The sequence below is a fragment of the Microbacterium sp. 67-17 genome (genome assembly GCF_001898325.1).
Classification (GTDB): domain Bacteria; phylum Actinomycetota; class Actinomycetes; order Actinomycetales; family Microbacteriaceae; genus Microbacterium; species Microbacterium schleiferi.
On the sequence record NZ_MKTR01000016.1, the window covers coordinates 52,124 to 77,242 of the forward strand.

At 66.6% G+C, this 25,119-nt stretch carries 24 protein-coding genes; 15 read left to right on the plus strand and 9 right to left on the minus strand.

What is annotated here, in order from left to right:
• The first annotated feature begins 46 nt into the window (after window positions 1-46).
• On the plus strand, window positions 47-973 hold the full coding sequence (locus BGO47_RS07440) for a LysR family transcriptional regulator ArgP (RefSeq protein WP_292710073.1): 927 nt from the start codon (window positions 47-49) through the stop codon (window positions 971-973).
• On the opposite strand, the gene BGO47_RS07445 is transcribed toward BGO47_RS07440, so the two are convergent.
• From BGO47_RS07445 to BGO47_RS07460, 4 genes are all read right to left on the minus strand, one after another.
• The gene (locus tag BGO47_RS07445) at window positions 960-1,916 is read right to left on the minus strand and encodes an NADP-dependent oxidoreductase (protein WP_292710303.1); all 957 of its coding nucleotides are present in this window, start codon (window positions 1,914-1,916) and stop codon (window positions 960-962) included. The genes BGO47_RS07440 and BGO47_RS07445 overlap by 14 nt on opposite strands.
• Before the next feature lie 240 nt (window positions 1,917-2,156).
• The gene (locus BGO47_RS07450) at window positions 2,157-2,642 is read right to left on the minus strand and encodes a MarR family transcriptional regulator (protein ID WP_292710075.1); all 486 of its coding nucleotides are present in this window, start codon (window positions 2,640-2,642) and stop codon (window positions 2,157-2,159) included.
• A complete protein-coding gene (locus BGO47_RS07455) occupies window positions 2,639-4,360 on the minus strand; it encodes an MDR family MFS transporter (RefSeq protein WP_292710077.1) in 1,722 nt (573 codons plus the stop codon). Before BGO47_RS07455 ends, BGO47_RS07450 begins: the two co-directional genes overlap by 4 nt.
• 170 nt (window positions 4,361-4,530) lie before the next feature.
• A complete protein-coding gene (locus BGO47_RS07460; RefSeq protein WP_292710079.1) occupies window positions 4,531-5,181 on the minus strand; it encodes a YqaJ viral recombinase family protein in 651 nt (216 codons plus the stop codon).
• A 330-nt stretch (window positions 5,182-5,511) separates the two neighbouring features.
• On the opposite strand from BGO47_RS07460, the gene rplJ reads away from it, so the two are divergent.
• The 3 genes from rplJ (at window position 5,512) to BGO47_RS07475 (ending at window position 9,103) form a co-directional block, all read left to right on the plus strand.
• Entirely contained in the window at window positions 5,512-6,027 is a 516-nt protein-coding gene (gene rplJ / locus BGO47_RS07465; protein WP_292710080.1) for a 50S ribosomal protein L10, read from the plus strand.
• 42 nt (window positions 6,028-6,069) lie between these two features.
• Complete coding sequence (rplL, locus tag BGO47_RS07470) at window positions 6,070-6,459, plus strand: 50S ribosomal protein L7/L12 (RefSeq protein ID WP_292710082.1); 390 nt, start codon at window positions 6,070-6,072, stop codon at window positions 6,457-6,459.
• Window positions 6,460-6,574: 115 nt separating this feature from the next.
• A complete protein-coding gene (locus BGO47_RS07475; RefSeq protein WP_292710084.1) occupies window positions 6,575-9,103 on the plus strand; it encodes an HAD-IC family P-type ATPase in 2,529 nt (842 codons plus the stop codon).
• Here the strand turns inward: BGO47_RS07475 and BGO47_RS07480 are convergent.
• Together BGO47_RS07480 and BGO47_RS07485 are read right to left on the minus strand one after the other, a co-directional pair.
• The gene (locus BGO47_RS07480; protein ID WP_292710086.1) at window positions 9,033-9,479 is read right to left on the minus strand and encodes a hypothetical protein; all 447 of its coding nucleotides are present in this window, start codon (window positions 9,477-9,479) and stop codon (window positions 9,033-9,035) included. The genes BGO47_RS07475 and BGO47_RS07480 overlap by 71 nt on opposite strands.
• Window positions 9,480-9,593: 114 nt before the next feature.
• Complete coding sequence (locus BGO47_RS07485; RefSeq protein ID WP_292710088.1) at window positions 9,594-10,628, minus strand: LacI family DNA-binding transcriptional regulator; 1,035 nt, start codon at window positions 10,626-10,628, stop codon at window positions 9,594-9,596.
• Window positions 10,629-10,928: 300 nt separating this feature from the next.
• Here BGO47_RS07485 and BGO47_RS07490 point away from each other — a divergent pair, with 300 nt between their 5' ends.
• The 4 genes from BGO47_RS07490 (at window position 10,929) to BGO47_RS07505 (ending at window position 16,033) form a co-directional block, all read left to right on the plus strand.
• Window positions 10,929-12,242 carry an ABC transporter substrate-binding protein gene (locus BGO47_RS07490; protein ID WP_292710090.1) on the plus strand — a complete coding sequence of 438 codons (1,314 nt, stop codon included), beginning with the start codon at window positions 10,929-10,931 and terminating at the stop codon, window positions 12,240-12,242.
• Between the two features lie 102 nt (window positions 12,243-12,344).
• Window positions 12,345-13,478 (plus strand): sugar ABC transporter permease, encoded by a 1,134-nt coding sequence (locus BGO47_RS07495; protein ID WP_292710092.1) that lies wholly within the window; start codon window positions 12,345-12,347, stop codon window positions 13,476-13,478.
• A gap of 106 nt (window positions 13,479-13,584) precedes the next feature.
• On the plus strand, window positions 13,585-14,493 hold the full coding sequence (locus BGO47_RS07500) for a carbohydrate ABC transporter permease (protein WP_292710306.1): 909 nt from the start codon (window positions 13,585-13,587) through the stop codon (window positions 14,491-14,493).
• Window positions 14,494-14,653: 160 nt separating this feature from the next.
• Window positions 14,654-16,033, plus strand: coding sequence for a multidrug effflux MFS transporter (locus BGO47_RS07505; protein WP_292710094.1), 1,380 nt, complete (start codon window positions 14,654-14,656; stop codon window positions 16,031-16,033).
• Here the strand turns inward: BGO47_RS07505 and BGO47_RS07510 are convergent.
• On the minus strand, window positions 16,023-16,562 hold the full coding sequence (locus tag BGO47_RS07510) for a nitroreductase family deazaflavin-dependent oxidoreductase (protein WP_292710096.1): 540 nt from the start codon (window positions 16,560-16,562) through the stop codon (window positions 16,023-16,025). The genes BGO47_RS07505 and BGO47_RS07510 overlap by 11 nt on opposite strands.
• Window positions 16,563-16,651: 89 nt before the next feature.
• Here BGO47_RS07510 and BGO47_RS07515 point away from each other — a divergent pair, with 89 nt between their 5' ends.
• Genes BGO47_RS07515 through BGO47_RS07525 form a run of 3 tightly spaced genes read left to right on the plus strand, consistent with a single transcriptional unit; the run spans window position 16,652 to window position 18,848 of the window.
• Window positions 16,652-17,029 (plus strand): hypothetical protein, encoded by a 378-nt coding sequence (locus BGO47_RS07515; protein WP_292710309.1) that lies wholly within the window; start codon window positions 16,652-16,654, stop codon window positions 17,027-17,029.
• Window positions 17,030-17,060: 31 nt separating this feature from the next.
• A complete protein-coding gene (locus BGO47_RS07520) occupies window positions 17,061-17,285 on the plus strand; it encodes a GNAT family N-acetyltransferase (protein WP_366246878.1) in 225 nt (74 codons plus the stop codon).
• Between the two features lie 9 nt (window positions 17,286-17,294).
• On the plus strand, window positions 17,295-18,848 hold the full coding sequence (locus BGO47_RS07525; RefSeq protein WP_292710098.1) for an SDR family oxidoreductase: 1,554 nt from the start codon (window positions 17,295-17,297) through the stop codon (window positions 18,846-18,848).
• On the opposite strand, the gene cydC is transcribed toward BGO47_RS07525, so the two are convergent.
• Together cydC and cydD are read right to left on the minus strand one after the other, a co-directional pair.
• Window positions 18,845-20,506 carry a thiol reductant ABC exporter subunit CydC gene (gene cydC / locus BGO47_RS07530; RefSeq protein ID WP_292710100.1) on the minus strand — a complete coding sequence of 554 codons (1,662 nt, stop codon included), beginning with the start codon at window positions 20,504-20,506 and terminating at the stop codon, window positions 18,845-18,847. The genes BGO47_RS07525 and cydC overlap by 4 nt on opposite strands.
• Window positions 20,503-22,164, minus strand: a complete 1,662-nt coding sequence (gene cydD / locus BGO47_RS07535; protein WP_292710102.1) for a thiol reductant ABC exporter subunit CydD — start codon at window positions 22,162-22,164, stop codon at window positions 20,503-20,505. Before cydD ends, cydC begins: the two co-directional genes overlap by 4 nt.
• A 172-nt stretch (window positions 22,165-22,336) precedes the next feature.
• Between cydD and BGO47_RS07540 the strand changes: the two genes are divergently transcribed.
• Genes BGO47_RS07540 through BGO47_RS07555 form a run of 4 tightly spaced genes read left to right on the plus strand, consistent with a single transcriptional unit; the run spans window position 22,337 to window position 25,100 of the window.
• Window positions 22,337-22,729 (plus strand): TOBE domain-containing protein, encoded by a 393-nt coding sequence (locus BGO47_RS07540; protein WP_292710104.1) that lies wholly within the window; start codon window positions 22,337-22,339, stop codon window positions 22,727-22,729.
• Window positions 22,730-22,732: 3 nt separating this feature from the next.
• On the plus strand, window positions 22,733-23,518 hold the full coding sequence (modA, locus tag BGO47_RS07545; RefSeq protein WP_292710106.1) for a molybdate ABC transporter substrate-binding protein: 786 nt from the start codon (window positions 22,733-22,735) through the stop codon (window positions 23,516-23,518).
• Window positions 23,515-24,333 (plus strand): ABC transporter permease, encoded by an 819-nt coding sequence (locus BGO47_RS07550; protein ID WP_292710109.1) that lies wholly within the window; start codon window positions 23,515-23,517, stop codon window positions 24,331-24,333. Before modA ends, BGO47_RS07550 begins: the two co-directional genes overlap by 4 nt.
• On the plus strand, window positions 24,330-25,100 hold the full coding sequence (locus tag BGO47_RS07555; RefSeq protein ID WP_292710111.1) for an ATP-binding cassette domain-containing protein: 771 nt from the start codon (window positions 24,330-24,332) through the stop codon (window positions 25,098-25,100). Before BGO47_RS07550 ends, BGO47_RS07555 begins: the two co-directional genes overlap by 4 nt.
• Window positions 25,101-25,119 lie beyond the last annotated feature (19 nt).

The following is a 25,119-nucleotide window of genomic DNA, read 5'->3' on the forward strand; positions in this document are numbered from 1 at the left end:
GTTCACTCCAGCTCAGGATTCTTGTCTGCCATTAGCATCACTTCATATGAAGATCGACTTCGACCTCGCTGACACCGTCGCGATCATCGCCGAGGAGGGAACCCTCGAGGCTGCAGCGCGACGCATGCGCATGACGCCGAGTGCCGTGAGCCAACGCCTGCGTGCGATCGAAGACCAGCTCGGACGGGTGCTGCTGGTTCGATCGAAGCCCGTTCGGCCGACGGACGCGGGGGACGCCGTCATCCGGCTCGCCCGTCAGGCGCGCGTCCTCGAACACGACGCTCTTGCCGGCATCGGTGGCGCCCGCGCTGATGACGGGGCCGACGAGGGCCCGGTGTCGGTGCCATTGGCGGTGAACGCAGACTCGCTCGCGACCTGGTTCCTGACGCCGCTGGCGCGCCTGAGCGCGCGGCATCCGGTCGTGTTCGATCTCCACCGCGACGATCAGGACTTCACCGCCGCGCTCCTCGAGGGCGGAACCGTGATGGGTGCTGTGACGTCCCGTGCAGAGCCGGTAGCCGGATGCCGCGTGACTGCGCTGGGTGTCATGCGCTACGAGGCCGTTGCAACCCCCGATTTCGTCGCGCGCTATCTCACCACCTCACGGGACGACACCCGTGCGCTGGCTGCAGCTCCGGTCGTTCAGTTCGATCGTCGCGACGACCTGCAAGACAGGTGGTTGCGGGAGCAGGGGATCTCGGGTTCGGATGCCCCGAGACACTACGTCCCCGCATCCCATGATTTCGCCCAGGCGGTCGGGCTCGGATTCGGGTGGGGGCTGCTCCCGGGGTTTCAGTCCGATGTTGGGCTCGAAGCCGGTGCGCTCGTGCGCTTGGGAGGTCCACCGATTGACGTTCCGCTGTACTGGCAGCAGTGGAACCTGCGCTCGCCGCTTTTGGATGCCGTGGCCACCGCGATCGTCGAGGAGGGGCGGCGCGTGCTTCGGCCCGCGTCCAGCCTCAATCGTCGCTGACGCGCAGCACGATCTTGCCGCGCGTGTGTCCGCCCTCGATCTCGGTGTGGGCCCTCGCCGCGTCGGCGAGGTCGAGAACGTGGTCGATGTAGACCTGGATCGACCGCGAGTCGAGCAGGCGGGCGATCGTCGCGAGTGTCGCGCCTTCCGGAATGACTTTATAGCTGGTGGCGCGGACGCCTGCCGTTGCCGCTGCTTCGCGGTAGTCGGGCCAGGATCCGGTCGGTACGAGGATGTAGATCCCGCCGGGACGCAGGACCGAGAGGGAGCGTGTGCCGATCGAGTCGGTGACGTTGCCGACGAGGTCGATCACGACATCCATGTCGTGCACGACCTCTTCGAAGCGGGTCGAGGTGTGGTCGATGACGACCGACGCGCCGAGGTCGCGCAGCCAGGGGGCATTGGCGCCGGACGCCGTGGCCGTCACATGAGCACCGAAGTAGGCAGCGAACTGCACGGCGAAATGCCCCACGCCTCCGCTTCCCGCGTGGATGAGAATGCGCTGACCCTCATGGGCGTGAGCGGTTTCGACCACCAGCCCCCAGGCTGTGAGGGCGGCCACCGGAACTCCCGCAGCCTCGACATGCGAAAGGGAGGCCGGCTTTCGCGCGATCGACAGCGTGGGTGCGACGACATACTCCGCGTAGCTTCCTGGCGTTCGGGGAAACCCTGCCATGCCGAACACCTCCGTGCCGACAGGGAACGGATGCGTCTCGAACGGGGACTCGACAACGACGCCGCTGAAATCGAACCCGAGGATCCCGGGGAGGTCTGAGACGGCAGGAGCGAGCCCTTTACCGGCGCGGGTCTTGGCATCGATCGGGTTCACACCTGCAGCGACAACGCGTACGAGCACCTCGCTGAGCACCGGGCGTGGTACGGGGACGGTAGCCTCGGTCAGGACGCGGGGAGCGCCCCACTGGGCGGCGGTGACCGCCCGCATCACCTCCGGGACCTCCGCGGGTTCGGTCGAGAATGCCTGAGCTTCGTGGGATTGGCGTAGCGGCCGGAATCGCATCGGTCGCTCCTTCCGCGAATACGTCGTCTCAAGGTCGTGCACATCGGCGTCGACGTGACACTGGACGACCAGTGGAACCCCGCCCTCCGCGAGGTGATCTCAGTCAACCGCGCGATTGTCTCGCTCGTGTTACGTCGGTGTCACCGCGCCGATAAGACGCGCCAGTCAGCGCTTCGGGATGTCGCCCGACGCGAAAGCGGTGAGCAGATCGGTGAGATCATCGATCGACTCGGTGGGCCACTCCGCGAGGGTATGAGAGAGCATCCGCTCGTACGGTGCTCGTGCGGCATCCAGTCGCTTCCGTCCCTCCGCGGTGAGGGAGATCAGCCGCGAACGGCGGTCGTCGGGATCAGCGGTCCGCTCGATGAACCCGAGGCTCTCGAGCTCGCTGATCTGCCGGCTGATCATTCCCTTGTCGGCCGTCAGGCGGTGGGCGAGAGTCGACGATGTCGTGGGTCCGATGCGGCCGATCGTGGCCAGGAGTTTGAATGTCCCGGGGAGCATTCCCGGGCTCACCTCATCGGCGATCTGCGCATAGAACTTTCGGATGCGCGAGATGAGCTCGGAGATCGCCCCCTCGAGCCGGTCGACTGCCGCGCGATGCTCGCGGGCTGCGGGGTCGAGGTCCTCGGGAGCTGCGGGTTCGCTCATCGTGGCGACCCCGGGCTGGATGCCGCGCGAGCAGTCTCGCCGCGGCGGGAACCGTCGGCATCCGTCGAGAAGTCGGCAGTGGCGGTGAGAGTGTCCATGCCCTCGGCGACTGACACGGTGGCGAGGTCGGCTTCGCTCGCTTCCAGCCGCTCGCGGTTCGTCATCCGAGTCAAGGGGACGTTCGGTAGGAACGCGATGGCGATGAGGCTCACGATCGCGAACGGAACGAGGATGAAGAAGGACTGTGAGATGCCTTGAGCATAGACGTCTTCGAAGATGACCCGCAGACCTTCGGGCATCGCAGAGACCTGCGGGAGGGATCCCGACTGCAGCTGCGAGGCCCAGCTCGAGGCCTGGTCGCCGAGGGCCCCGAGCGCGGCGGTGATGTCATCCTTTCGTCCCCCCAGCAGGTCGGTGACGCTGCTGGCAAGGGCTGCGCCCATGACCGCAACGCCGACGCTGCCACCGAGGCTTCGGAAGAAGGTGACGCCGGAGCTTGCAACGCCGATCTTCGTGGGCTCGGTCGTGTTCTGGACGACGAGCACGAGGTTCTGCATCGTCATCCCGATGCCGGCGCCGAGGAGGAACATGTACAGCGACACGAGAGCGAAGTTCGTGTCGTAGTGGATCGTCGTCAGCAGGGCGGAGCCGGCGATCAGCGAGATGCTGCCGGCGATGAGGTAGGGCTTCCAGTGCCCGAAGCGGGTGATCAGCTGGCCGACGCCGACGGATGCCACCAGAAGGCCGGCGATCATCGGGATCGTCATCAGCCCGGCCTCGGTCGGTGTGGCGCCCCGGGCCAGCTGCATGTACTGGCTCAGGAACACCGAGGCCCCGAACATGGCGATGCCGGTGGCGATCGAGGCGAGCACGGCGAGCGTGAACGTGCGGCTCCGGAACATCGAGAGCGGGACGAGGGGTTCGCGTGAGCGCAGCTCGACCACGATGAACGCAATGGCTGCGAGGATCGCGCCGCCCACCATCAGCAGGGTCGTCAGGCTCCACCAGTCAAAGGAGTCCCCGGCGAGGGTCACCCAGATCAGAAGCAGCGAGACGGCAGCCGAGAGCAGGACGATGCCGAGGTAGTCGATCGAGACCTTGCGTGCGGTCAGAGGCTTCAGGTGGAGGGTCCGCTGCACGATGATCAGCGCTGCAACGGCAAACGGGAGGGCGACGTAGAAGTTCCAGCGCCAGCCGATCCCGTCGGTGATGACGCCGCCGACGAGGGGACCGCCGATGGTCGCAAGCGCCATGACGGCCCCGAACAGACCCATGTAGCGACCGCGCTCGCGCGGGCTGATGATGTCAGCCATGATCACCTGGCTGAGCGCCGCAAGGCCTCCGGCGCCGACGCCCTGCACGGCACGCATGGCGATGAGCCACTCGGTATTCGGGGCGAAGCCTGCCGCGGCGGTGGCGACGACGAAGATGCCGATCGCGAGCTGGAAGAGGAGCTTGCGATTTATCAGATCGGCGAGCTTGCCCCACACGGGCGTCGAGATCGCCGTCGTCAGGAGTGTCGCTGTCACGACCCACGTGAACGCGGCCTGATCGCCGCCGAGATCGTGGATGATCACCGGCAGCGAGGTGGAGACGACCGTCGAGGCGAGCATCGAGACGAACATGCCCAGGAGCAGGCCCGAGAGGGCCTCCAGGACCTGGCGGCGAGTCATCCCGGAGTCGGTGAGGGCGGGAGCTGGAGAAGAAGCGGATGCCATGGGTTGCCTTCTGGACGACGAGGATGTGGCTGCGCTCGTCATCGCGCAGTCATTGACAAATGTCAACTATACGATATTTGGTTGACAGGGGTCAATTAGTTGGTGGACGTGCGTCATAGCGGAGCCCGACGGTGCCGGATGAGGCGAGGCGAGCGGTGGGGCGTGGCTGATCAGTCGGACAGTGCGAGGGCGCGATAGGGCTCGCGTGTCGTGACCGGGGCGGCCGTCAGAGTTCGCGTGCGCTGTGTGCGCACGTACAGCTCATCGATCAGAGCCGTCGCCAGGCTGACCAACCGCGCGATCTCTGTCTCATCGCGGTCAACCCACGCGCACCGCGGCTCGTCGCCGACGGGGACGAAACCGTCATGCTGTTCCCAGGCAACCAGCGTGCGCTCGGCGCCGAGGACGTGCTGCTGCCACCAGACCTGGCGGAGGTAAGAGCGGGGGATGCTGCGCCACTCTTTGTTCGTCGTCTTGATCTCGGCGAGGATGATGCGCCCCTGCGCGTCGACGACCACTCCGTCGGGGGTGGCGAGGTGGCGCTTTTCGACCTCGGCGTGAAAGAGTGCCGACGAGGGCTGGATGCCGTGCGTTGCAGCTACCCAGCGAGCGATCTCGGGTTCGCGCAGCCGCCCGTGGTTCGTATAGGCGTTGCCGGAAAAGCCCGAGCCCATGAGCTTGGCGTCGGCTGCGCGGGCGATGGCCCGCTCCGAGGTGAGCGTCGCGACATCCGTCGCCGTGATTCCCCGCGAGCGTGCCCGCACCCACGCGACTCGGTCTCGCGAGTCGGCGACGATGCGCGCTTGGAGTTCGGGAGTCACCCCTCGACCCTACGTGCGGGTGGCGACCTCGGCGGCCCGTACACGCGAGGAAGCGGAGACCTTCCCCACTGATTTGTCGGGGTGACCGGATGCCGCGTACACTTATTGGAGCCGAAGACCGCCGGTCATCGGCGTGCGCGTAAGCGAACGTCGATCGAAGCATTGGAAGTTGCCCGTCAGGGGAATCTCCAAGGGCCTGCGCAGGTGTCACGAACAACGCCCATCCGGGCCGAAGCTCCGTGCGCTTGCGCCGGAGCTTTTCTTATTTTCCGGGGGTTCGAGGCTCCCGTCCCGCCACCGCGAGACGGGGACAAGACACAAGGAGTGGCCATGGCGCAGAAGGAAGCGACGGTTGCCGAGCTCACGAAGCATTTCGAGGACTCGACTGCCGTTCTGCTCACCGAGTACCGCGGTCTGACGGTTGCTGAGCTCAAGGAGCTCCGCAGCGCGATTCGTCAGGACGCCGAGTACGCCGTGGTGAAGAACACGCTGTCCAAGATCGCCGCGAACAACGCGGGGATCACGGCACTGGACGAGGACCTCGTGGGTCCCTCGGCCATCGCGTTCGTGCACGGTGACCCGGTCACCGTCGCGAAGGGACTGCGCGCCTTCGCCAAGGCACACCCTCTTCTCGTGATCAAGGGCGGATACTTCGATGGTTCCCCCCTGAGCGCGGAAGAGGTAGGCAAGCTCGCCGACCTCGAGAGCCGTGAAGTCCTGCTGGCGAAGCTCGCCGGCGCGATGAAGGCCTCGATGACCAAGGCAGCATTCGTCTTCAACGCACTGCCGTCCAAGGCCGTTCGCACGGTCGACGCGCTGCGTGAGAAGCAGGAGTCCGCGGCCTGAGACGGGCCCCGGCGATAACCACACCCATCAAGGAGAATCATCATGGCAAAGCTCAGCACTGAAGAGCTGCTCGACGCGTTCAAGGAGCTCACCCTCATCGAGCTCTCCGAGTTCGTCAAGGCGTTCGAGGAGACCTTCGACGTCACCGCCGCCGCGCCCGTCGCGGTTGCCGCTGCCGGCGCCCCCGCCGGTGGTGCCCCCGCTGAAGAGGTTGAGGAGAAGGACTCCTTCGACGTCATCCTCGAGGCCGCTGGCGACAAGAAGATCCAGGTCATCAAGGTCGTCCGCGAGCTCACCTCGCTCGGCCTCGGCGAGGCCAAGGCCGTCGTCGACGGTGCTCCCAAGGCTGTCCTCGAGGGCGCCAACAAGGAGACCGCAGACAAGGCGAAGGCTGCTCTCGAAGAGGCAGGCGCCACGGTCACCCTCAAGTAAGTCCCCGCGACTTTCTCGCGAAGGTCTCGGATGCTTCGGCATCCGAGACCTTCGTGCATTTCCGGCACCCGAACCGGCACTCTGCCGGGCCGGGCGTGGCCGCTAGGGTGAACGCATGACGAGCGGTACCGACGTGGCAACGCAGCCAGGGCCCGAGCCGGCCGGGGATGACGAGATCACCGGACTCACGGCTGCCGAGGTAGCCGAGCGCGAGGCCGAGGGCCGAACCAACGCCTATCAGGCCGACTCGAGCCGGAGCATCGGCAGCATCATCCGCGCCAACGTCTTCACGATCTTCAACGCGATCGTCGGGTCGTGCTTCGCCGTGCTCCTGCTCCTCGGGCGTTGGCAGGACGCGATCTTCGGGCTCAGCGCCCTGGCCAACACGATCATCGGTGTATGGCAGGAGTTCCGTGCGAAGGCAGCGCTCGACCGCCTGGCCCTGCTCAATGCGCCGACCGCGCGTGTGCTGCGTGATGGCGTCGAGGCCGAGATCCACCCGACCGCGGTCGTGATCGACGACATCCTGGTGCTCCGCGCCGGCGATCAGATCGCCGCCGACGCCGAGGTCGTTCACGCCCGTGGGCTGCAGATCGACGAGTCGATGCTCACGGGTGAGTCGGATGCCGTCGACAAGCGTCCCGGTGACGAGGCGCTCTCGGGATCGATCGTCGTGGCGGGGGAGGGGATGGCGCGCGTCATCCGTGTCGGTGCCGATTCCTACGCCAACCGATTCGCAGCCGAAGCCAAGCGGTTCTCGCTCGTCTCGAGCGAGCTGCGCTCCTCGATCAACCTCGTGCTGCGCGTCGTGGGCTGGGCGATCGGGCCGATGGCGCTTCTGGTCCTGAACGCCCAGATGATGGTCTTCGGCGGATGGGTCGCCGCCTGGGAGAGCGGCGACTGGGTTCAGGCGGCTGTGAACACCATCGCCGCGGTCACCGCGATGATCCCGCTCGGGCTCGTGCTCATGACCAGCATCGCCTTCGCTGTCGGTGCGGCAAAGCTCGCCTCCCGCCAGGTGCTCGTCAACGAACTCCCCGCCGTCGAAGGGCTGGCGCGCGTGGATGTGGTGTGTCTCGACAAGACCGGCACGCTCACCGCGGGTGAGATCGAGTTCGACGCGGTTCATCCCGTGGGTGGTGCCGCGGCACCCGGATGGGATGAGGCATTGGCTTGGTACGGGGCAGACCCGGCTGCCAATGCGACAGCGCGGTGCCTGCGAGACCCCTACCCGGTTTCGGCTCCCGTCGCCGCAGGGTGGGTCATCCCGTTCTCGTCGGCACGCAAATGGAGCGCCGTGTCGTTCAGCGACGGTCCGTCCGGTGCATGGGTGCTCGGCGCTCCCGAAATGGTCTTTCCGGAGGAGACCGGGGCCGGCACTGAGCTCGGGTCCCTGGTCGCTGAGCTTGCCGCGACGGGGCGGCGCACCCTCGTGCTCGGCCACTCGCCGCATCCGATCTCTGACGAGCAGGCCGAGGCCGAGCGCATCCCCGAGGACCTCGTCCCGATCGTCGTGCTCACCTTCCGCGAACAGGTGAGGCCGGATGCCGCGCAAACGCTGTCGTATTTCCGAGAGCAGGGGGTCGGCATCCGTGTCATCTCCGGCGACAACCCCCGCACTGTCGCTGCCATCGCACGTGAGGTGGGAGTGGATGCGCCCGAGGGGTTCGATGCCCGCCAGCTGCCCGAGGACGACGAGGCGCTCGCTGATGTGCTCGAGACGTACCACGTGTTCGGTCGCGTCACCCCCGAGCAGAAGAAGCGCATGGTCACTGCCCTGCAGTCGCGTGGCCACACCGTGGCGATGACCGGCGACGGCGTCAACGACGCGCTCGCGATCAAGACCGCCGACATCGGCATCGCGATGAACTCCGGCGCCGCTGCCACGAAGGCTGTCGCGCGCCTCGTGCTGCTGGACGGCCAGTTCTCGCACCTGCCCGACGTCGTGGCGGAGGGGCGGCAGGTGATCGCCAACATCGAACGTGTCTCGATGCTCTTCCTCACCAAGACCGCCTACATCTTCGTGCTGTCGATCGTGTTCGGCATCCTCGTGCTGCAATTCCCGTTCTTGCCCAGGCAGCTCTCCATCACCGACGGGCTCACCATCGGCATCCCGGCGTTCTTCTTGGCCCTCATGCCCAACCGGCAGCGCTACATTCCGGGATTCCTGCGGCGGTCGCTGAGTTTCGCGATCCCCGCCGGTGTGGTCGTCGGGGCAGGCCTCACTCTCTACACGCTCGGCGCGCAGTCGCTCGGCGTCGACGAGCAGCAGATGCGAACGGGCGCGACGATCCTGCTCGCCATCGTCGGGATCTGGATCCTCACCGTGCTGTCCCGTCCGATCAACCGCTACAAGGGCCTTGTGATCGGCGCGATGTTCATCGGCCTGGTGCTGATCTTCTCGGTGCCCCTCGCTACCGAGTTCTTCCAGCTCACGGACCCGGGGGAGGATGCCGCATACCTGCTCACGGTAGTGATCGTGGCGACGATCGGCGGAATCGAGATCGTGCGGTTCATCCACCGCCGGTTCGTGGCGCGCGACACGGCCGCCAGGACGGCGGGTGCGAAACCTGTCAGCGCCGGGCGTCAGCGGCGGCGCGGAAGAAGCGGTTCGTCGGCGGAAGCCACAACACCACGAGAGTGAACAGCTCGAGCACCAGCTGCGCGACGGCGATCCAGTCGAAGTCCGCGGTGGCGATGGCCAGGGCGTGAAGCGGCACTTGGATCGCCAGGTAGACGGTGAGGGTGATCCGCGACAGCCGGCTGCCGCGCGCAACGCCGGACGCGATCCCGATGATCAGCAGTCCGATGAGAATGATGGCAGCCCCGATGAGCGAAACGCCGAGCACGTCTCCGGAGCTGGACTGGTCGTAGCGGCTGAGCAGCACCAGGATGCCGAGAAGGATGCTCAGCAGTCCCGTGAGGTAAACGAAAGCGACTGCCACCGACACGATCACCGGGCGACGCGCGGCATCCGGAGTTGCGTTAGCCGTGCCGCCTTCGGCCACCGTGTCGTTCACGGCACCACTGTAGCGGGAGGTGCCGGCCGCACGAGACCCCCCAATTCTGGTGAGCCACCGCGCGCCGCAGGGTGTCTCAGGAGGCCGGGGGCGTCTGGCCCAAGGGGGCGCGTGTCAGGACGTGACGCCGACGCCGACGGTCACCGAGGCGGTGCCCGGGGGCGGGGCGGTCGAATTGCGCACGATCAGGCGGGCTTGGATGCTGACATCCTGCGGAACCTGCGCGGGATCCTCGAGCTGTCCCAGCAGCATCCGTGTGGCATGCATGCCCTGACTGCGGGGTGACTGTTCGAGCGTCGTGAGAGAGAACATCTCGGCGAATTCGTGATTGTCGATGCCGACGACGCTCAGTGCGGACGGCACCGGGATGCCGAGCCGACGGGCAGCGATGATGGCGCCGATTGCAACCTCATCGCAGGTAGCCAGCAGTGCTGTGGGGCGTCGTGCGGGGTCTCCGAGCAGGTCGACGGCAGCCGCATATCCACCGGGCAGGCTCACTTCCGACCGCACGTGCGTCACGGTCAGGCCCGCCTCCGTCATCGTCCGCTGGTAACCGGAGAGGCGCGCGCGATCGACGTGTGGGCCGCTCGACACCGAGACACCCCCAAGGAAGGTGATGTTCGTATGCCCGAGTTCAATGAGGTGCGTTGTCGCGCGGCGCGCGGCATATTCGTCATCCAGTCGCACGACGCCTGCGTTATCGCCGATTGCCACCACGCTGACGACGGGACGGCCGATCGCGACCAGTCTTTCGAGCTCGTGGTCGTCCGGTTCGAGCCCGACCGCGATCAACCCGTCGAATCGCTTTCTGGCGAGGAAATCGTCGAAGACGCGTCTGCGCCCCTCCGTTCCCGGCTTGGCGTCGTAAAGAGTCAGGTCGTAGCCGGATTCGAGAAGCACCTCCTGGATGCCCTCGAGCACCTCGGCAAAGAACCATCGGTTCAGGTATGGCATGACGACACCGATGTTGCGCGTGCGCCCCGTGGCCAAGCTCGCAGCGCTTGACGAGGGGACGTATCCCATCTCGTGTGCAACGCGAGCCACGCGCTCCCGTGTGGCAGCAGCGACGTACCCGTGTCCGGTGAGAGCGCGACTTGCCGTCGCCTTCGAGACTCCCGCAGCGCGGGCCACGTCCTCGATGCCGCTCACGTCGTTGTACCTTCCGGCAGTTCTCTGCGGTTCCCGACACCGCACCTGCGATCGATCGTCGATCTCTTGTAGGGACAGGCTAAACGACGAAGGGCGAAAAGGGGAAACGGTTCCAGACGAATGTTGTGTCGTCAATCACTATCTCGATAGCCAAAGGAGCGCTCCCAATCGCAGTTATCGGCTCGTAATCGTTCATCTGTTGTGCGCGGGAGAAGAGGGCGATACGGTGTCATGGAAACGGTTCCCGAGAGGCTCTTACGAAGGAACCATGTTTGCGCTCAACGAGGAGGAGTCATTCATATGGGTATGACACAGCGTCACAAGGTGCTCGGCGCCGTGGCGATCGCCGGCGTCGCGGGCATCGCGCTTGCCGGTTGTAGTGGTGACAGCGGCGGCAACGGTGGGGGCGGCGACGTCGACAACGTCGTGACGATCTACGGCACGATCTCGGACACCGAGGCAGAACTGCTCGACCAGTCATGGGCCGACTTCGAAGCGGAGTCGGGGATCGACATCCAGTACGAGGCTTCCAAGGAGTTCGAGTCTCAGATCGGCATCCGCGCGCAGGGTGGCAACCCGCCCGACATCGCGATCTTCCCGCAGCCCGGTCTGCTCGCCGACCTCGCGTCGCGCGGCTACCTGGTTCCGGCCCCCGAGGCCGTGCAGCAGAACGTCGCCGACTACTGGTCGGAGGACTGGGCCGCGTACGGCACCGTTGACGGCACGCTGTACGGCGCGCCGCTGATGGCATCCGTCAAGGGCTTCATCTGGTACCAGCCCGCGAAGTTCGCCGAGTGGGGTCTCGAGGTCCCGACGACTCTCGACGAGCTCATGCAGGTCACCCAGACGATCCAGTCGACCACGGGCAAGGCTCCGTGGTGTGCCGGCTTCGGCTCGGGCGATGCAACCGGTTGGCCGGGAACCGACTGGGTCGAGGACATGGTGCTTCGCGACTCGGGTCCCGAGGTTTACGACCAGTGGGTTGCCAACGAGGTCAAGTTCACCGACCAGCCGATCATCGACGCGTTCGACGCGGCCGGTGAGTACCTGCTGAACCCCGACTACGTCAACGCAGGCTTCGGCGACGTGCAATCCATCAACTCGACCGAGTTCGCTGACCCTGCGGCTGCCCTCGTCTCGGGTGAGTGCGCGCTGCACCACCAAGCGTCGTTCTTCACCGGATTCATCGAGGATGCCGGTGGCGTCGTCGCCGAAGATGGCGACGTCTGGGCCTTCATCATGCCGGGACAGGAAGCAGGCGCCTCGGCCGTCACCGGTGGTGGCGAGATCGTCGGCGCGTTCAACGACGAGTCCGACACCCAGGCTGTGCTCGAATACCTCTCGAGCCCGGAGTGGGCGAACAACCGCGTCTCGCTCGGTGGTGTCATCTCGGCAAACACCGGCCTCGACCCGGCTAACGCATCGTCGGGAATCCTGACCCAGTCCATCGAGATCCTGCAGGACCCGAACACCACGTTCCGGTTCGACGCATCCGACCTGATGCCCAGCGCAGTCGGCGCCGGGACGTTCTGGAAGGGCATGGTCTCGTGGATCAGCGGAACCCCGGTCGACGAGGTCACCGCGCAGATCGAAGCCGGCTGGCCCGCCAGCTGACAGTAATGACAGAGGGGCCGCCTCGCTCAGGCGGGGCGGCTCCTCTGTCGTCTTCCTGGCTAGGATTCGAGCGAGTCCGCTGACGTACTCGAAAGGAGCGACGTGACCGCCTTCTTCAACTGGGTCGGCACGATGCACCCGATTCTGCAAGCGATCATCGTGGTCGTTGCATTCCTCGTGGTGATCGGCCTGATCCTCTTCCTCATTGACATTGCTCCCCGTTCGGGACCCGTCTACACCTGGATCCGGCTCGCGATGTGCGTGCTCATCCCGGTAGCCACGGTTCTGCTGTTCAACTCCGTCTGGTGGGCGGCAATCGTCGCCGCTCTCATCGGTGGACTGTTCTTCGTGATCGACTACCGATCGCGAAACGGCAAGGGCTACTTCATCCAGCTCATCGCCTTCATGACCCCGGCGGCGCTGCTGCTGCTGATCGGTCTGATCCTCCCGTCGATCCAGACCTTCGTCGCATCCTTCATGAACGCGGCGGGCAACAAGTTCGTCGGGATAGACAACTTCGTCTGGATCTTCACACAGCCCGAGGGAATCAGGACCGTCGTCAACACGATCGTCTGGGTGCTGATCGCACCGACCGTGTCCACGATCGTGGGACTCGCCTACGCGGTGTTTATCGACAAGACCCGCGGTGAGAAGGTCTACAAGGTTCTCGTGTTCATGCCGATGGCTATCTCGTTCGTCGGTGCGAGCATCATCTGGAACTTCGTGTACGCCTACCGCGGCCCGGAGTTCACCCAAATCGGCCTTCTCAACCAGATCGTGGTCTGGTTCGGGGGAGACCCCGTGCAGTGGCTGCTCAACGAGCCGTGGAACACGCTGTTCCTGATCGTCGTGCTCATCTGGGTGCAGACCGGTTTCGCCATGGTCATCCTCTCGGCGGCGATCAAGGGCGTGCCGACCGAACAACTCGAGGCGGCGCAGTTGGACGGAACCAACGCGTGGCAGCGTTTCATCAACGTCACGGTTCCGGCGATCAGCCCGGCGATCATCGTGGTTCTCACGACGATCTCGATCGCTTCGCTGAAGGTCTTCGACATCGTTCGCACGATGACAGGCGGCAACTTCGGTACCTCGGTGATCGCGAACGAGATGTACACCCAGTTCACGAAGTTCGAGGCGGGGCGAAGCGCCGCGTTCGCGGTCGTCCTGTTCCTCCTGGTGCTGCCGATCGTGATCTACAACGCGCGGCAGATCCGCAAGCAGAAGGAGATCCGATGAGTGAGCTCATGCCCGTAGATCTCCCGAAGGGGGCGATCCAGTGAGTGAGGTCATGCCGATCGATCTACCGATCGACAAGGAGACCGAGAAGGAGCTCACCCGCGGTATGGCGAGGTCCGAGGGCCCCGCGCGACGTGCGCGCAAGGTGCTCTCCAAGCCGTGGGCGACCGTCGCATCGATCATCATCGCGGTGGCGTGGACGATCCCGACTTTCGGTCTGTTCATCTCTTCGTTCCGGCCCGAGCAGCAGATCAAGACGACCGGATGGTGGACGTTCTTCGCCGACCCGCAGGTCACGCTGGAGAACTACATCCAGGTGCTGCAGGCCGGAAACACGCAGCTCACGATGGCCGAGGCGTTCATCAATTCGATCGCCATCACGATCCCAGCCACCATCGTGCCGTTGACGATCGCGGCCTTTGCGGCCTATGCGTTCTCGTGGATCGACTTCAAGGGTCGCGACTGGCTGTTCATCTTCGTGTTCGCGCTGCAGATCGTGCCGATCCAGATGGCGCTGATTCCGCTGCTGAGCTCGTTCTCCCGGGGCCTGAACATCTTCGGACTGCAGATCACGGGGCCCCTCGGAGTCTCCGGCGGATACGCACAGGTCTGGATCGCGCACTCGATGTTCGCGTTGCCGTTGGCGATCTACCTGCTGCACAACTTCATGTCGCAGATCCCAGCTGACATCATCGAGGCGGCACGGGTGGATGGGGCATCGCGCGGGCAGATCTTCTTCCGCATCATCCTGCCCTTGACGATGCCGGCGCTCGCGTCGTTCGCGATCTTCCAGTTCCTCTGGGTCTGGAACGACCTGCTCGTGGCGTTGATCTTCGCCGACGGGCCGGTCGCGCCGATCACGAAGCTGCTCGCAGAGATCACGGGAACACGGGGAAACGAGTGGCAGCTGCTCACTGCAGGCGCCTTCGTGGCCATCATCGTTCCGCTCATCGTGTTCTTCTCGCTTCAGCGCTACTTCGTGCGGGGCCTGCTCGCAGGCTCGACAAAGGGCTGATCGCAAGAGAACCATGGCGTAGGGGCGTTCCGGAAGGGGCGCCCCTACGTCGTCGGATGCTCGGTGCGATGGCATCCGTTATCATGGAGTCGAATCGATTCGACGCCGATCGGGGGCGACGATCCCCGAGCGCCGAGTAATCTCCCCCTGAACGGAACCCGTGCTCGACACCGCCTCCAACCCCGTGACGCCCGACGCTCAGTCCGCTGGCGGTGTGTCTGACCCCGGCCCCGCGACCGATTCCACCCGCCTTCGCGCCGCGACGGGTGCAATCCGCACGCTCGGGACGAACCCCGCCACAGCGCCGATCATGCTGCACCCGGGCGATGCGATCCCCACACGCCGCCGGGTGCTTTACATCATCTTGCTCGGCGCGCTGACAGCACTCGGCCCCTTCACGATCGATCTGTACCTCCCGGCCTTTCCGGTACTGGAGGACGATTTCCAGACCACGTCAGCCGCGATCCAGCTGACCCTCACGGGCACCATGATCGGATTCGCTGTCGGCCAGCTCGTCGTCGGCCCGCTCAGTGACAAGGTCGGGCGACGGATGCCGCTGATCGCCGTGACGGTGTTGCATGTGCTGGCAAGCGCGGCTGCAGCGCTCTCGCCGACGCTCATCACCCTCGGTGCCGCCCGGTTCTTCATGGGAGTCGGCGCTGCGGCGGGAGGCGTCGTTGCGATGGCGATCGTGCGCGACCTGTTCGGCGGGAAGCGCTTGGTGGTGATGCTCAGCCGGCTCGCGCTCGTGAGCGGTGTAGCCCCGGTAATTGCGCCTCTCATCGGTTCGGCACTTCTGATCGTCATGCCGTGGCAGGGGATCTTTGTCGTTCTCGCCGTTTACGGCATCGTGATGCTGGTCTGTACGGTCTTCTTCATCCCCGAGACGTTGCCTCCCGCGCGCCGCCACGACAAGGGAAGCACCACGACCTGGCAGCGTTATCGGTCGGTTCTCAGTGACCGCGTGTTCCTTGGCGTGCTCGTGATCGGCGGGATGAACTTCAGCGGTCTGTTCTCGTATCTGTCAGCCTCGCCGTTCCTGTTCCAAGAGGGCTACGGATTCGATCCGCAGGCCTATGGTCTGCTGTTCGCCGTCAACTCCCTCGGGATCGTCTTCGGTGTGCAGATGGCCTCGCGGCTGGCCGCACGCTTCGGACCTCAGTGGGTGCTGGCCTTCTCGACGGCGGGCACCGTGGTGTTCGGTGCGGCGATCATCCTCGCCGACAGTCTCGGGCTCGGCCTCTGGGGGACCATGGTTCCGCTGTTCCTGTTCATCACCTCGGTCGGCTTTGGCTTTCCGTGCGTGCAGGTACTCGCCCTCGATCGTCACGGCAAGGCGGCGGGGACCGCGGCATCAATCCTCGGGGCGGTCAACTTCGGCGTTGCCGGCGCCATCTCCCCGCTGGTCGGCTGGCTCTCAGCGAGTGCTGGCATCACCGCCACGACGATGGCGTCGGTCATGGTCGGATGCGGTGCGATCGCAGTCATCGCGCTGTGGACGATCGTGCGGCCCCGGACGGTGCAGGCCCTCACTCCGTAGCGGCCGGCCCCGTGGTGTGGCTCCGTACGGGCTGGAGCCGGAAAAGTCGCACGGTGCGGTGCGATTCCCGCTCATAGGCACGGTAGCCGGGCCACTGCGACTCGATACGCGCCCACGCGCTGTCTCGTTCGTCGTCAGGGATGAGGGTGGCGTGCACGAGCATCTGGTTGCCGCGAACGGTGATGGCGGCATCCGGGTGGGCAAGCAGATTCGTCGTCCAGGCGGGGTGGCGCTCGCCGGCGAAGTTGGTCCCCGCGACAATCGCCCGACCCTGCCCGTCGGGTGTGTACATCAGTGGAACATCCCGGGTGAGACCACTCTTGGCGCCCGTCGTGTGGAGAATGAGCGAAGGAACCAGCACGGCGCTCAGCTGCACTCGACCCCCGCTCAGGGCGGCGAAGACCCGCTCGACCGGGGGGAGGAGGCGGGGACCTGCGGCGCGGAAGAGCCGGGTTCTGGTCAGGGGCGCCAGAAGCAAGCGGAGCACGCGGCGCAGTGGCCTGGCGATGCGCTGTGCGATCTCGGACACGGAACCACTGCTCACACCCACGCGTTCGTCCTCACCCAGCCATCCTCGCAGCCTCGTGGCAGCCGAACCACCCCGCGTACGATCGCGGCGTGGCCCGAATTCGACCCTTTCGCCCCGACGATGAGGCGGCGCTGTCGTCGGTGTGCGTTCGCACCGCGGATGCCGGAGCCGATGCGACAGGCATCCTGATCGACGACGAGATCTGGCCCGAGGTGTTCCTCCGCCCGTATCTTGCCCGGCACCCGGATGACGCGTTCGTGGTCGACGCCGACGGTGAGCCCGTCGGGTATCTCGTGTGTGCACCCGATACGCGGTCTTTCAAGGACTGGTTCAGCACGTCATGGTGGCCCGAGCGAGGGGGCGCGGTGGGCTCCAGACGCCGGGGCCGGTGGCCCGCGCGCGGAGCGCACTGCCGGCATCCTTCGCTATGCCGCCGCCAGACGTGCGGGAGCAGAACCCTACGGTGACGCCTACCCCGCTCACCTGCACATCGACCTGCTGCCGCAGGCGCAGGGACAGGGGTGGGGGCGACGCTTGATCGAAGCGCTCATCGAGACCCTCCGTGCGCGCGCAGTCCCCGGCGTGCACCTGGTGGCCGACGCCACGAACACGTCAGCCCTCGCCTTCTATGACCGCCTCGGATTCGTGAGGCTCCCCTCGCACGAGGGAGTTCAAGCCTTCGGAATGTCGCTCGACGGCCCTGAGCGGTCGGGGCCGCGTTAGCCTGCCGGTGTGGAAGACCTTACCGCCCCGACGGGACGCGAACCGGCCCTCGTCGCGCCGCTGCGCGCTGACGGCGGCCAGCCTCGCGCGCTCGTGCTCGGCGCCACCGGCTACCTCGGCGGACGCCTGGTTCCCCGGCTGCTGAACGCCGGATATCGCGTGAGGGTGCTTGCCCGCAATCCGGAGCGCGTGGCCGCCTTCTCATGGGGGGACCGCGTCGAGGTCGTGGCCGGCGATGCGAAGGACCCGGATGCCGTCGCTGACGCCGTGAGCGATGTCGACGTGCTCTACTACCTCATCCACTCGATGATGTCGGGTCGCTCATTCGAGCAGACCGACCGGGACGTTGCCACCACCGTGGCGGATGCCGCAGCTGCGACGTCCGTGGCCCGCATCGTCTATCTCGGCGGGCTGCATCCGGACGACGCTCCGCTCTCGCCTCACTTGCGCAGCCGCGTCGAGGTCGGCCAGATCCTGCTGGCCTCGGGGGTGCCGACGCTCGTGCTCCAGGCCGGTGTCGTCATCGGGTCGGGATCGGCATCGTTTGAAATGGTGCGGCATCTGACGGATGTTCTGCCCTACATGCCCGCACCGAAGTGGGTACGAAACCGCATCCAACCGATCGCGGTGCGCGACGTGTTGCACTACCTGCTCGGTGCCGCGCACGTTCCCGCTGAGGTCAACACGGCTGTCGACATCGGTGGACCTGATGTCTTGCGGTACGGGCAGATGATGAACGGCTACGCGGTCGTCGCGGGCCTCCCGCAGCGCGCTATTGCTGCTCTGCCGGTGCTCACTCCGCGGCTTGCATCGTTGTGGGTCAACCTCGTCACGCCGATCCCCGCAGCGATCGCTCGTCCGCTGGTCGAATCGCTGCAGGTCGACTGTGTCGTCCGCTCGTGGGCGGTCGACGACCTGATTCCGCGACCCGAAGACGGGCTCATGCGGTACCGGGATGCCGTGGCTCTGGCCCTCAGTCGCGAGAAGGAAGACACCGTCGAAACGAGCTGGGCTGATGCCGAGCTCTTGGATGTGCCCTCCAGTCCGTTGCCGAGTGACCCGGACTGGGCCGGTCAGGTCGTGTTCGTCGATGAGCGTTCCGCGACGACGCCGGCGCCGGCATCCGCGCTGTGGCGTGTGATCGAGGGGATCGGCGGGCAGAACGGCTGGTACTCCTCGCCCCTGCTGTGGGCGGTTCGCGGCTGGATGGACCGGTTGGTCGGCGGGGTGGGGCTGCAACGAGGACGCCGGAGCAAAGGCCGGCTGTCAGCCGGTGATGCCCTGGACTTCTGGCGCGTGGAAGCCATCGAGCACGGGAGCTTCCTTCGACTGCGTGCCGAGATGAAGGTTCCGGGCCTGGCGTGGCTCGAACTGCGGGCAGTTCCGACCGGAACCGGATCGCGGTATGAGCAGCGCGCCGTGTTCTTCCCTCATGGACTTGCCGGGCGCCTGTACTGGTTCGCCGTGCTGCCCTTCCACGGGTTCATCTTCAGCGGGATGGCCAACCGGATCGCGGCGACCGCCGAGACGTTCGTGAGCGACCCCGAGTCGGTCGAGGCCTAGACCAGAGCGCCGCGCTCGAGGCGCACGACGCGATCGACCAGACCCGCCGGCACGGTGACGTGCGAGATCAACACGACGCACTGGTGCGGCTCGACGGCAGAGAGCAGGTCGGTGAGCAGAGCATCGGATGCCGCGGGATCGACGCCTGCCGTCGGCTCGTCCAGAACCAGGACCTCGAACCCGCGCAGGAGAGCGCGGGCCAGAGCGATCCGCTGTGCCTGGCCGCCTGAGACCAGTTGCCCGCGCTCTCCAACGCGGGCATCGAGGCCGCCCCGCTCACGGAGCCAGGGTCCGAGCCCGACGCGTTCGAGGGCAGCCGCCAGGTCGGCATCCGTCGCGTTCTCGCGGGCGAAGAGCAGGTTCTGTCGAATGTCTTCGTCGAACAGCATCGGGTTCTGTTCGCACAGTCCGACCGTCTTGCGCAGGTCGTCCGAGGCGATCAGGTGCGCGTCGGTGCCGCCGATACGATACTCGCCTGAGCTGTCGAGGAAGCGCACCAGCACGTGCGCGAGGGTCGACTTGCCCGCCCCGGACGACCCCACGACCAACAGCCTCTCGCCGGGGTGGATCTCGAGGGAGATTCCGCGCAACGCCGCGTCGTCGGTATGCGGCCAGGTCGCGGAGAGATTGCGCAGAATGATGCCGTCGCCGAGTGCGGGGGAAACCCCGGTTGCGGCGGGTTCATCGCGAACAATGCCCGTCGGCGGCTCGGCGGGAAGGGCGGCAGCGATCCGCTCGGCCGACGCGTGCACCTGGCGCCAGGCGGCGGCGGCAAGCGGGACTGCGGCGAAGACCTCGAAGACCGCCATCGGGACGAGTACTGCCACCGCGAGATCCGGGCCTGTGAGGGTTCCGGTTGCGACGGCAGGCATCGTCACCAGGATCGCGGCGAGGGAGGCTGCCCCAGCGAGCAGCGAGATGATGCCGGCAGCTCCCGCCTGTGCCCCGGCACGGCGGACGACGGCGCGGCGAAGCTCGCCGTCGGCAGCGCGGACGCGAGCCCTGCTCTCTTCCTCGGCACCGTAGGCCACCAGCACATCGAGGCTGCCGAGATGGTCGAGGAGGTCGTCGGCGAGCCGGGAGCGCAGCGGCGCGATCGCCCGCTCGGCCCGGGCGCCGGCGGCCCACCCCCAGCCGACGGCGACGACCCCGGCGATCGCGAGGCAGGCGAGGAGGGTCAGTCCCGCGGGCCACGAGATGATCGCCACGAGTACAACGGCACCCAGCGCCACCGTCGCCGATGCGATGAGCGGTTGCACGACGCGCAGGGGCAGATTCTGCAGGTCATCGACGTCATCGACGAGGGCACCAAGCACGGATCCGCGTCTGGTGCGGGTGAGTCCGTCGGGGGCGAGGGGGATGAGACGGCGCACCATGTCGGTGCGTGTGGTGGCGAGTTGACGGAGGGCGGCGTCATGGCCGGCGAGCCGGTCGAGATACCGGAAGACCGACCGGGTCAGCGCGAAGAACCGAACGCCGACGACCGCGACGGAGATGTAGAGCACCGGTACCATCTCGCTGGAGCGAACGATCAGCCAGGCGCTCGTTGCCAGCAGCCCCACGGCAGAGGCCTCGGAGATGAAGGCCGACACCGCACCGGGCCAGAACCGACGCAGCGGCGGCATCGCGCCGCGGAGGATCTCGTTTGCCGTGGTCATGCCATCACCTCGCTCCCGGTCAGCGTGACGACCTGATCGGCGATCGCTCGCGCGCTCTCGCGATGGGAGACCAGCAGAACTGTCGCGCCGGCGTCGGCGAGCTCGCGAACGGATGCCCACAGTCGCGCCTCGGTCTCGGCATCCAGTGCTGCGCTGGGTTCGTCGAGCGCGATGACGCTCGCCGCTTTCCGGAGGTGTCGATAGAAAGCCCGCGCCACCGCGACGCGCTGCGCCTGACCGCCGGAGAGCCCCGCTCCCTGGACCCCGAGTTGCCTCTCGGGGAGGATCTCGTCAGCGCATGCGAAGCGAAGCGCCAGCGCGACGAGGCCGGCATCAGGGTGGGGATCACCGAGGGCGACATTCGCAGTGACAGTGCCGGAAATGAGCCCCGGCTGCTGCCCCGCCCAGGCCAGCCATCCTGCCGGGTCGAGGGCGGCGCACTCGATGTCCCCGTAGCTGGCTGAGCCGGAGTAGCCCGCGGCACCGCGAAGAGCGGCGAGGATGCTCGACTTGCCCGCCCCGCTGGGGCCGTCGATGAGGGTCACGAGACCGGGCCTGGCGCGAAGGCTCATCGGGGGGAGGACGCGCTCACCGCGATGGACGGCGAGCTCATCGAGCACGAGCTCCGCGCCGTCCGGAGCGTCATGTGATCGCTGACCTCCGCCGACGACGGCGGCTGCGGCATCCAAGACGTCGAAGATGTCGTCAGTTGCGGCCACGCCCTCTGCTGCCGCATGGAATTGAACGCCGACCTGCCGAAGGGGGAGGTAGGCCTCGGGTGCGAGGAGCAGGACGAACAGCCCGACCGTCAAGGCGAGGGATCCGTCGAGGAGGCGGAAGCCGATCGTCACGGCGACGATCGCGACGGCGATCGAAGCAAGGAACTCGAGCATGAAGCCCGAGAGGAACGAGACCCGCAGGACTTTCATGGTCTCGCGCCGGTATCTCGTCGTGACGCTCTCGATCGAGTCGGCTGCCCGGTACTGACGGCCGAAGACCTTCAGGGTCGACAGTCCCTGCACGGTGTCGCTGAAGCGCGCGGCGAGCTGGCCGAGCGTTCGCCACTGGCGCTGCTGTACGGCGCGGGTGGCCAGTCCGATCAGCACCATGAAGATCGGGATGAGCGGAAGGGTGAGCAGCACGATCAGACCGCTCAGCCAGTCCTGCCACCACATCACGCCCACGAGGATCGGGGTGGCGATCGCGGTGAGCACGAGCTGCGGCAGGTAGCGCCCGAAGTATGCGTCGAGGGCTTCCAGCCCGCGGCCGGCGGTCACCGCGAGCTGTGCCGTGTTGCGGGTCGCGAGCCATCCCGGGCCGAGCGTGCTGACGGCGCCGACCAGGTGATCGCGCAGTTCGCTTTCGACGCGAGCTGCTGCGCGCGATGCTGCTGCCTCGCGCGCCCAGATCAAGACGGCGCGTACCGCGACCGTGGCGCCGAGTGCGAACAATGTCGGTGCCAGGTCGTTCAGCGGCGCACCGCCGATCGCATCGACGATCCCCGTCGTGAGGAACCAGGCAAACGCGACGATCGTCAGGGTCTGGGCAAAGCCGATGACTGCGATCAGGAAGAAGAAGCCGCGGGAGCTTCGCGCGTAGCGCAGGAGCCGCGGGTCGACAGGTCTCCGACGCGCGGGTCGGTCCTGCTCGGGGGGCATGAATCGAGTCTGCCTCATTTCGGCGGGCGAGCGCCCGGGTCGAACGTGCCAAAGGTCCCGCTTTGGTGGCAATCGCGCCCTGGCGCAGCAGCGGCAAGTATTTGAAGAGTAGTCCGCTGAATCGGAGAATGGTGGCGGAACCGACCGCACATGCGGATGCTATGGTGCGAAGATGCGCACATATCGCATTGCCGATGCTGCCCGACTGCTCGGGGTCAGCGATGACACCGTCCGGCGGTGGATCGAGGCGGGCAGTCTCGCCACGACCGGCGCAAGCCCGGTCGAGATCCCCGGCGACGCCCTCGCCCAGCGTGCTGTCGAGCGCGCGCAGCAGGCGGCCGACACCTCCGACGTGCTTTCGAGCGCGCGCAATCGGTTCGTGGGTCTGGTGACGCGTGTGCAGGTCGACGGTGTCATGGCGCAGGTCGATATCCAGTCCGGCCCGCACCGGGTCGTCTCTCTCATGTCGGCCGAGGCTGTCCGTGAGCTCGAGCTGCAGATCGGATCACTTGCTGCCGCGGTCGTGAAAGCGACCACTGTCATCGTCGAAGCCCCGAAGGACTGATCAGTGCCTTTTCGCGCCGTGCCCCGCGCTGCCCTTGTCGCCGCTTCCGTGCTCATCCTCGCCGGATGCTCGGCGGTGGCCTCCGAACCGTCGCCGACTGCCTCGACGCCCGCTGTGTCTGGCGAGGTCACGATCTTCGCTGCTGCCTCACTCCAGGCTGCCTTCGACGAGATCGCGGAGGGATTCGAAGACGCCTATCCGGACGTGGACATCCGCCCGATCACCTACGACGGCTCGTCGACACTGGCTACGCAGATCGTCGAGGGTGCCCCCGCTGACATCTTCGCAGCCGCAAACGAATCGACCATGGCAACAGTCGTCGAGGCCGGGCTCGCCGAAGCGCCCGAGCTGTTCGCCTCGAACACTCTTGTGATCGTCGTGCCCGCGGGAAACCCTGCAGATGTCTCAGACCTCGCCGACCTCGCCGATCCGAACCTGTCCGTCGTGCTGTGTGCCCCCGAGGTGCCGTGCGGGTCTGCGTCGCAGAAGCTTCTTGCCGGTGCGGAGGTGTCAGTCACGCCAGCGAGTCTCGAGCAGAACGTCACTGCCGTGCTCACCAAAGTCGCTGCCGGTGAGGCCGACGCGGGCCTGGTTTACCGGACGGATGTCGCGGGTCGCTCTGACGTCGACTCGATCGTTCCCGATGGCGCCGAGGCCGTCGTCAACCTCTATCCGATCGCGGCGCTCAATTCGGCCGCCTCGCCCGAGGCTGCCGCGGCCTTCATCACCTATGTGCTCGGACCCGAGGGTCAGGACGTGCTTGCTTCGTTCGGATTCGGCGCACCGTGAGTTCGGGAACCGGAACGCTTCTGCCGCGCTCGCTGATCGTTCCGGCGCTGCTCGGGCTCGCGTTTCTGGTTGTGCCGCTCATCGCGCTCATCGCCCGGGTGCAGTGGAACACCTTCTGGGACGACATCACCTCCACCGAGGCTGTCCAAGCTCTGGGGCTGTCCCTCGGAACGGCGCTTGCTGCGACGGGGTTCTGTGTGCTGCTGGGTGTTCCCCTGGCGCTCCTGATCGCCCGATCGTCGCCGCGCATCGCCGCGGTGCTTCGGGCGCTTGTCACGGTGCCGCTGGTGCTTCCACCGATGGTCGGGGGAGTGGCCCTGCTCTTTCTGTTCGGGCGTCGCGGTTGGGTGGGAGGTCTTCTCGCCGAGGCCGGCGTCGCGCTGCCCTTCACCACGACAGCCGTCGTCATGGCCCAGACCTTCGTGGCGCTGCCGTTCCTGGTCCTTGCCGTGGAGGGATCCCTTCGAGCCACGGGCGCCGATCTCGAACAGGTAGCCGCCGGGCTCGGAGCCGGGCGGTGGATGATCCTGCGTCGCGTGACTCTTCCCCTCGCGGCACCCGGACTGATCGCCGGCGTTGTGCTGAGCTTCGCGCGTGCGATCGGTGAGTTCGGCGCGACGGCGCTGTTCGCCGGTAATGCGCCCGGGACGACACAGACGATGCCTTTGGCGATCTACACGGCCTTCAATGGTGCCGGTATCACGCAGGGGACTGCCGTGGCGCTCTCCCTTCTGCTGCTGGTGACGGCGCTGGCGGTGCTGCTGCTCGTGCGCGGATGGCGAGGCGAGGCCCCGAGACGCGGAGTTCCCGGATGACGGCCGCGCTCTCGGCACGGATGCGCGTCGTCCGTTCCTCGGCTTTCGAGCTCGACCTGGACCTCGAGCTCGCACCCGGCGAGCGGGTTGCGGTGATGGGTCCGAGTGGCGCGGGCAAGTCGACGTTGGTGGCTGCGCTCGCCGGCTTCGTACGCCTGGATGCCGGTCGCATCCAACTCGACGGGGAGGTGGTTGCCGATGCATCCGTCCGCGGCACCACGGTCCGCCGCGGCATCCACGTTGCTCCGATGGATCGCGGGGTCGTGCTGCTCGGCCAAGACGCCCGCCTCTTCCCGCACCTCAGTGCTCGTGAGAACGTCGCGTTCGGCCCTCGAGCGCGTGGCCACTCGCGCACCGACGCTAGGCGCGCCGCCGATGAGTGGCTCGACCGCGTTGGTCTTGCCGGGTTCGGCGACCGAATGCCTGCCCAGCTCTCGGGCGGGCAGCAGCAGCGCGTGGCTGTGGCCCGGGCACTCGCCGTGGAACCGCGGCTCGTGCTGCTCGATGAGCCTCTGACCTCGCTCGATATTCAGACGGCGGCAGAGATCCGGATGCTGCTGGCAGATCAGTTGCGCAGCACAGCAGTGGTGATCACCCACGATCCGGTCGATGCCCTGGCCATCGCCGATCGACTCGTCGTGATCGAGCGGGGGATGGTGGCACAGCACGGGTCGGTTCGCGAGGTGTTGCTGCATCCTGCGACGCCGTTCGCGCAAGCTCTCTCAGACCACGTGCGGATCGCGGGGCGCATCGGCGACGCGGACTGAAAGCGAGGACCGCCTGGCG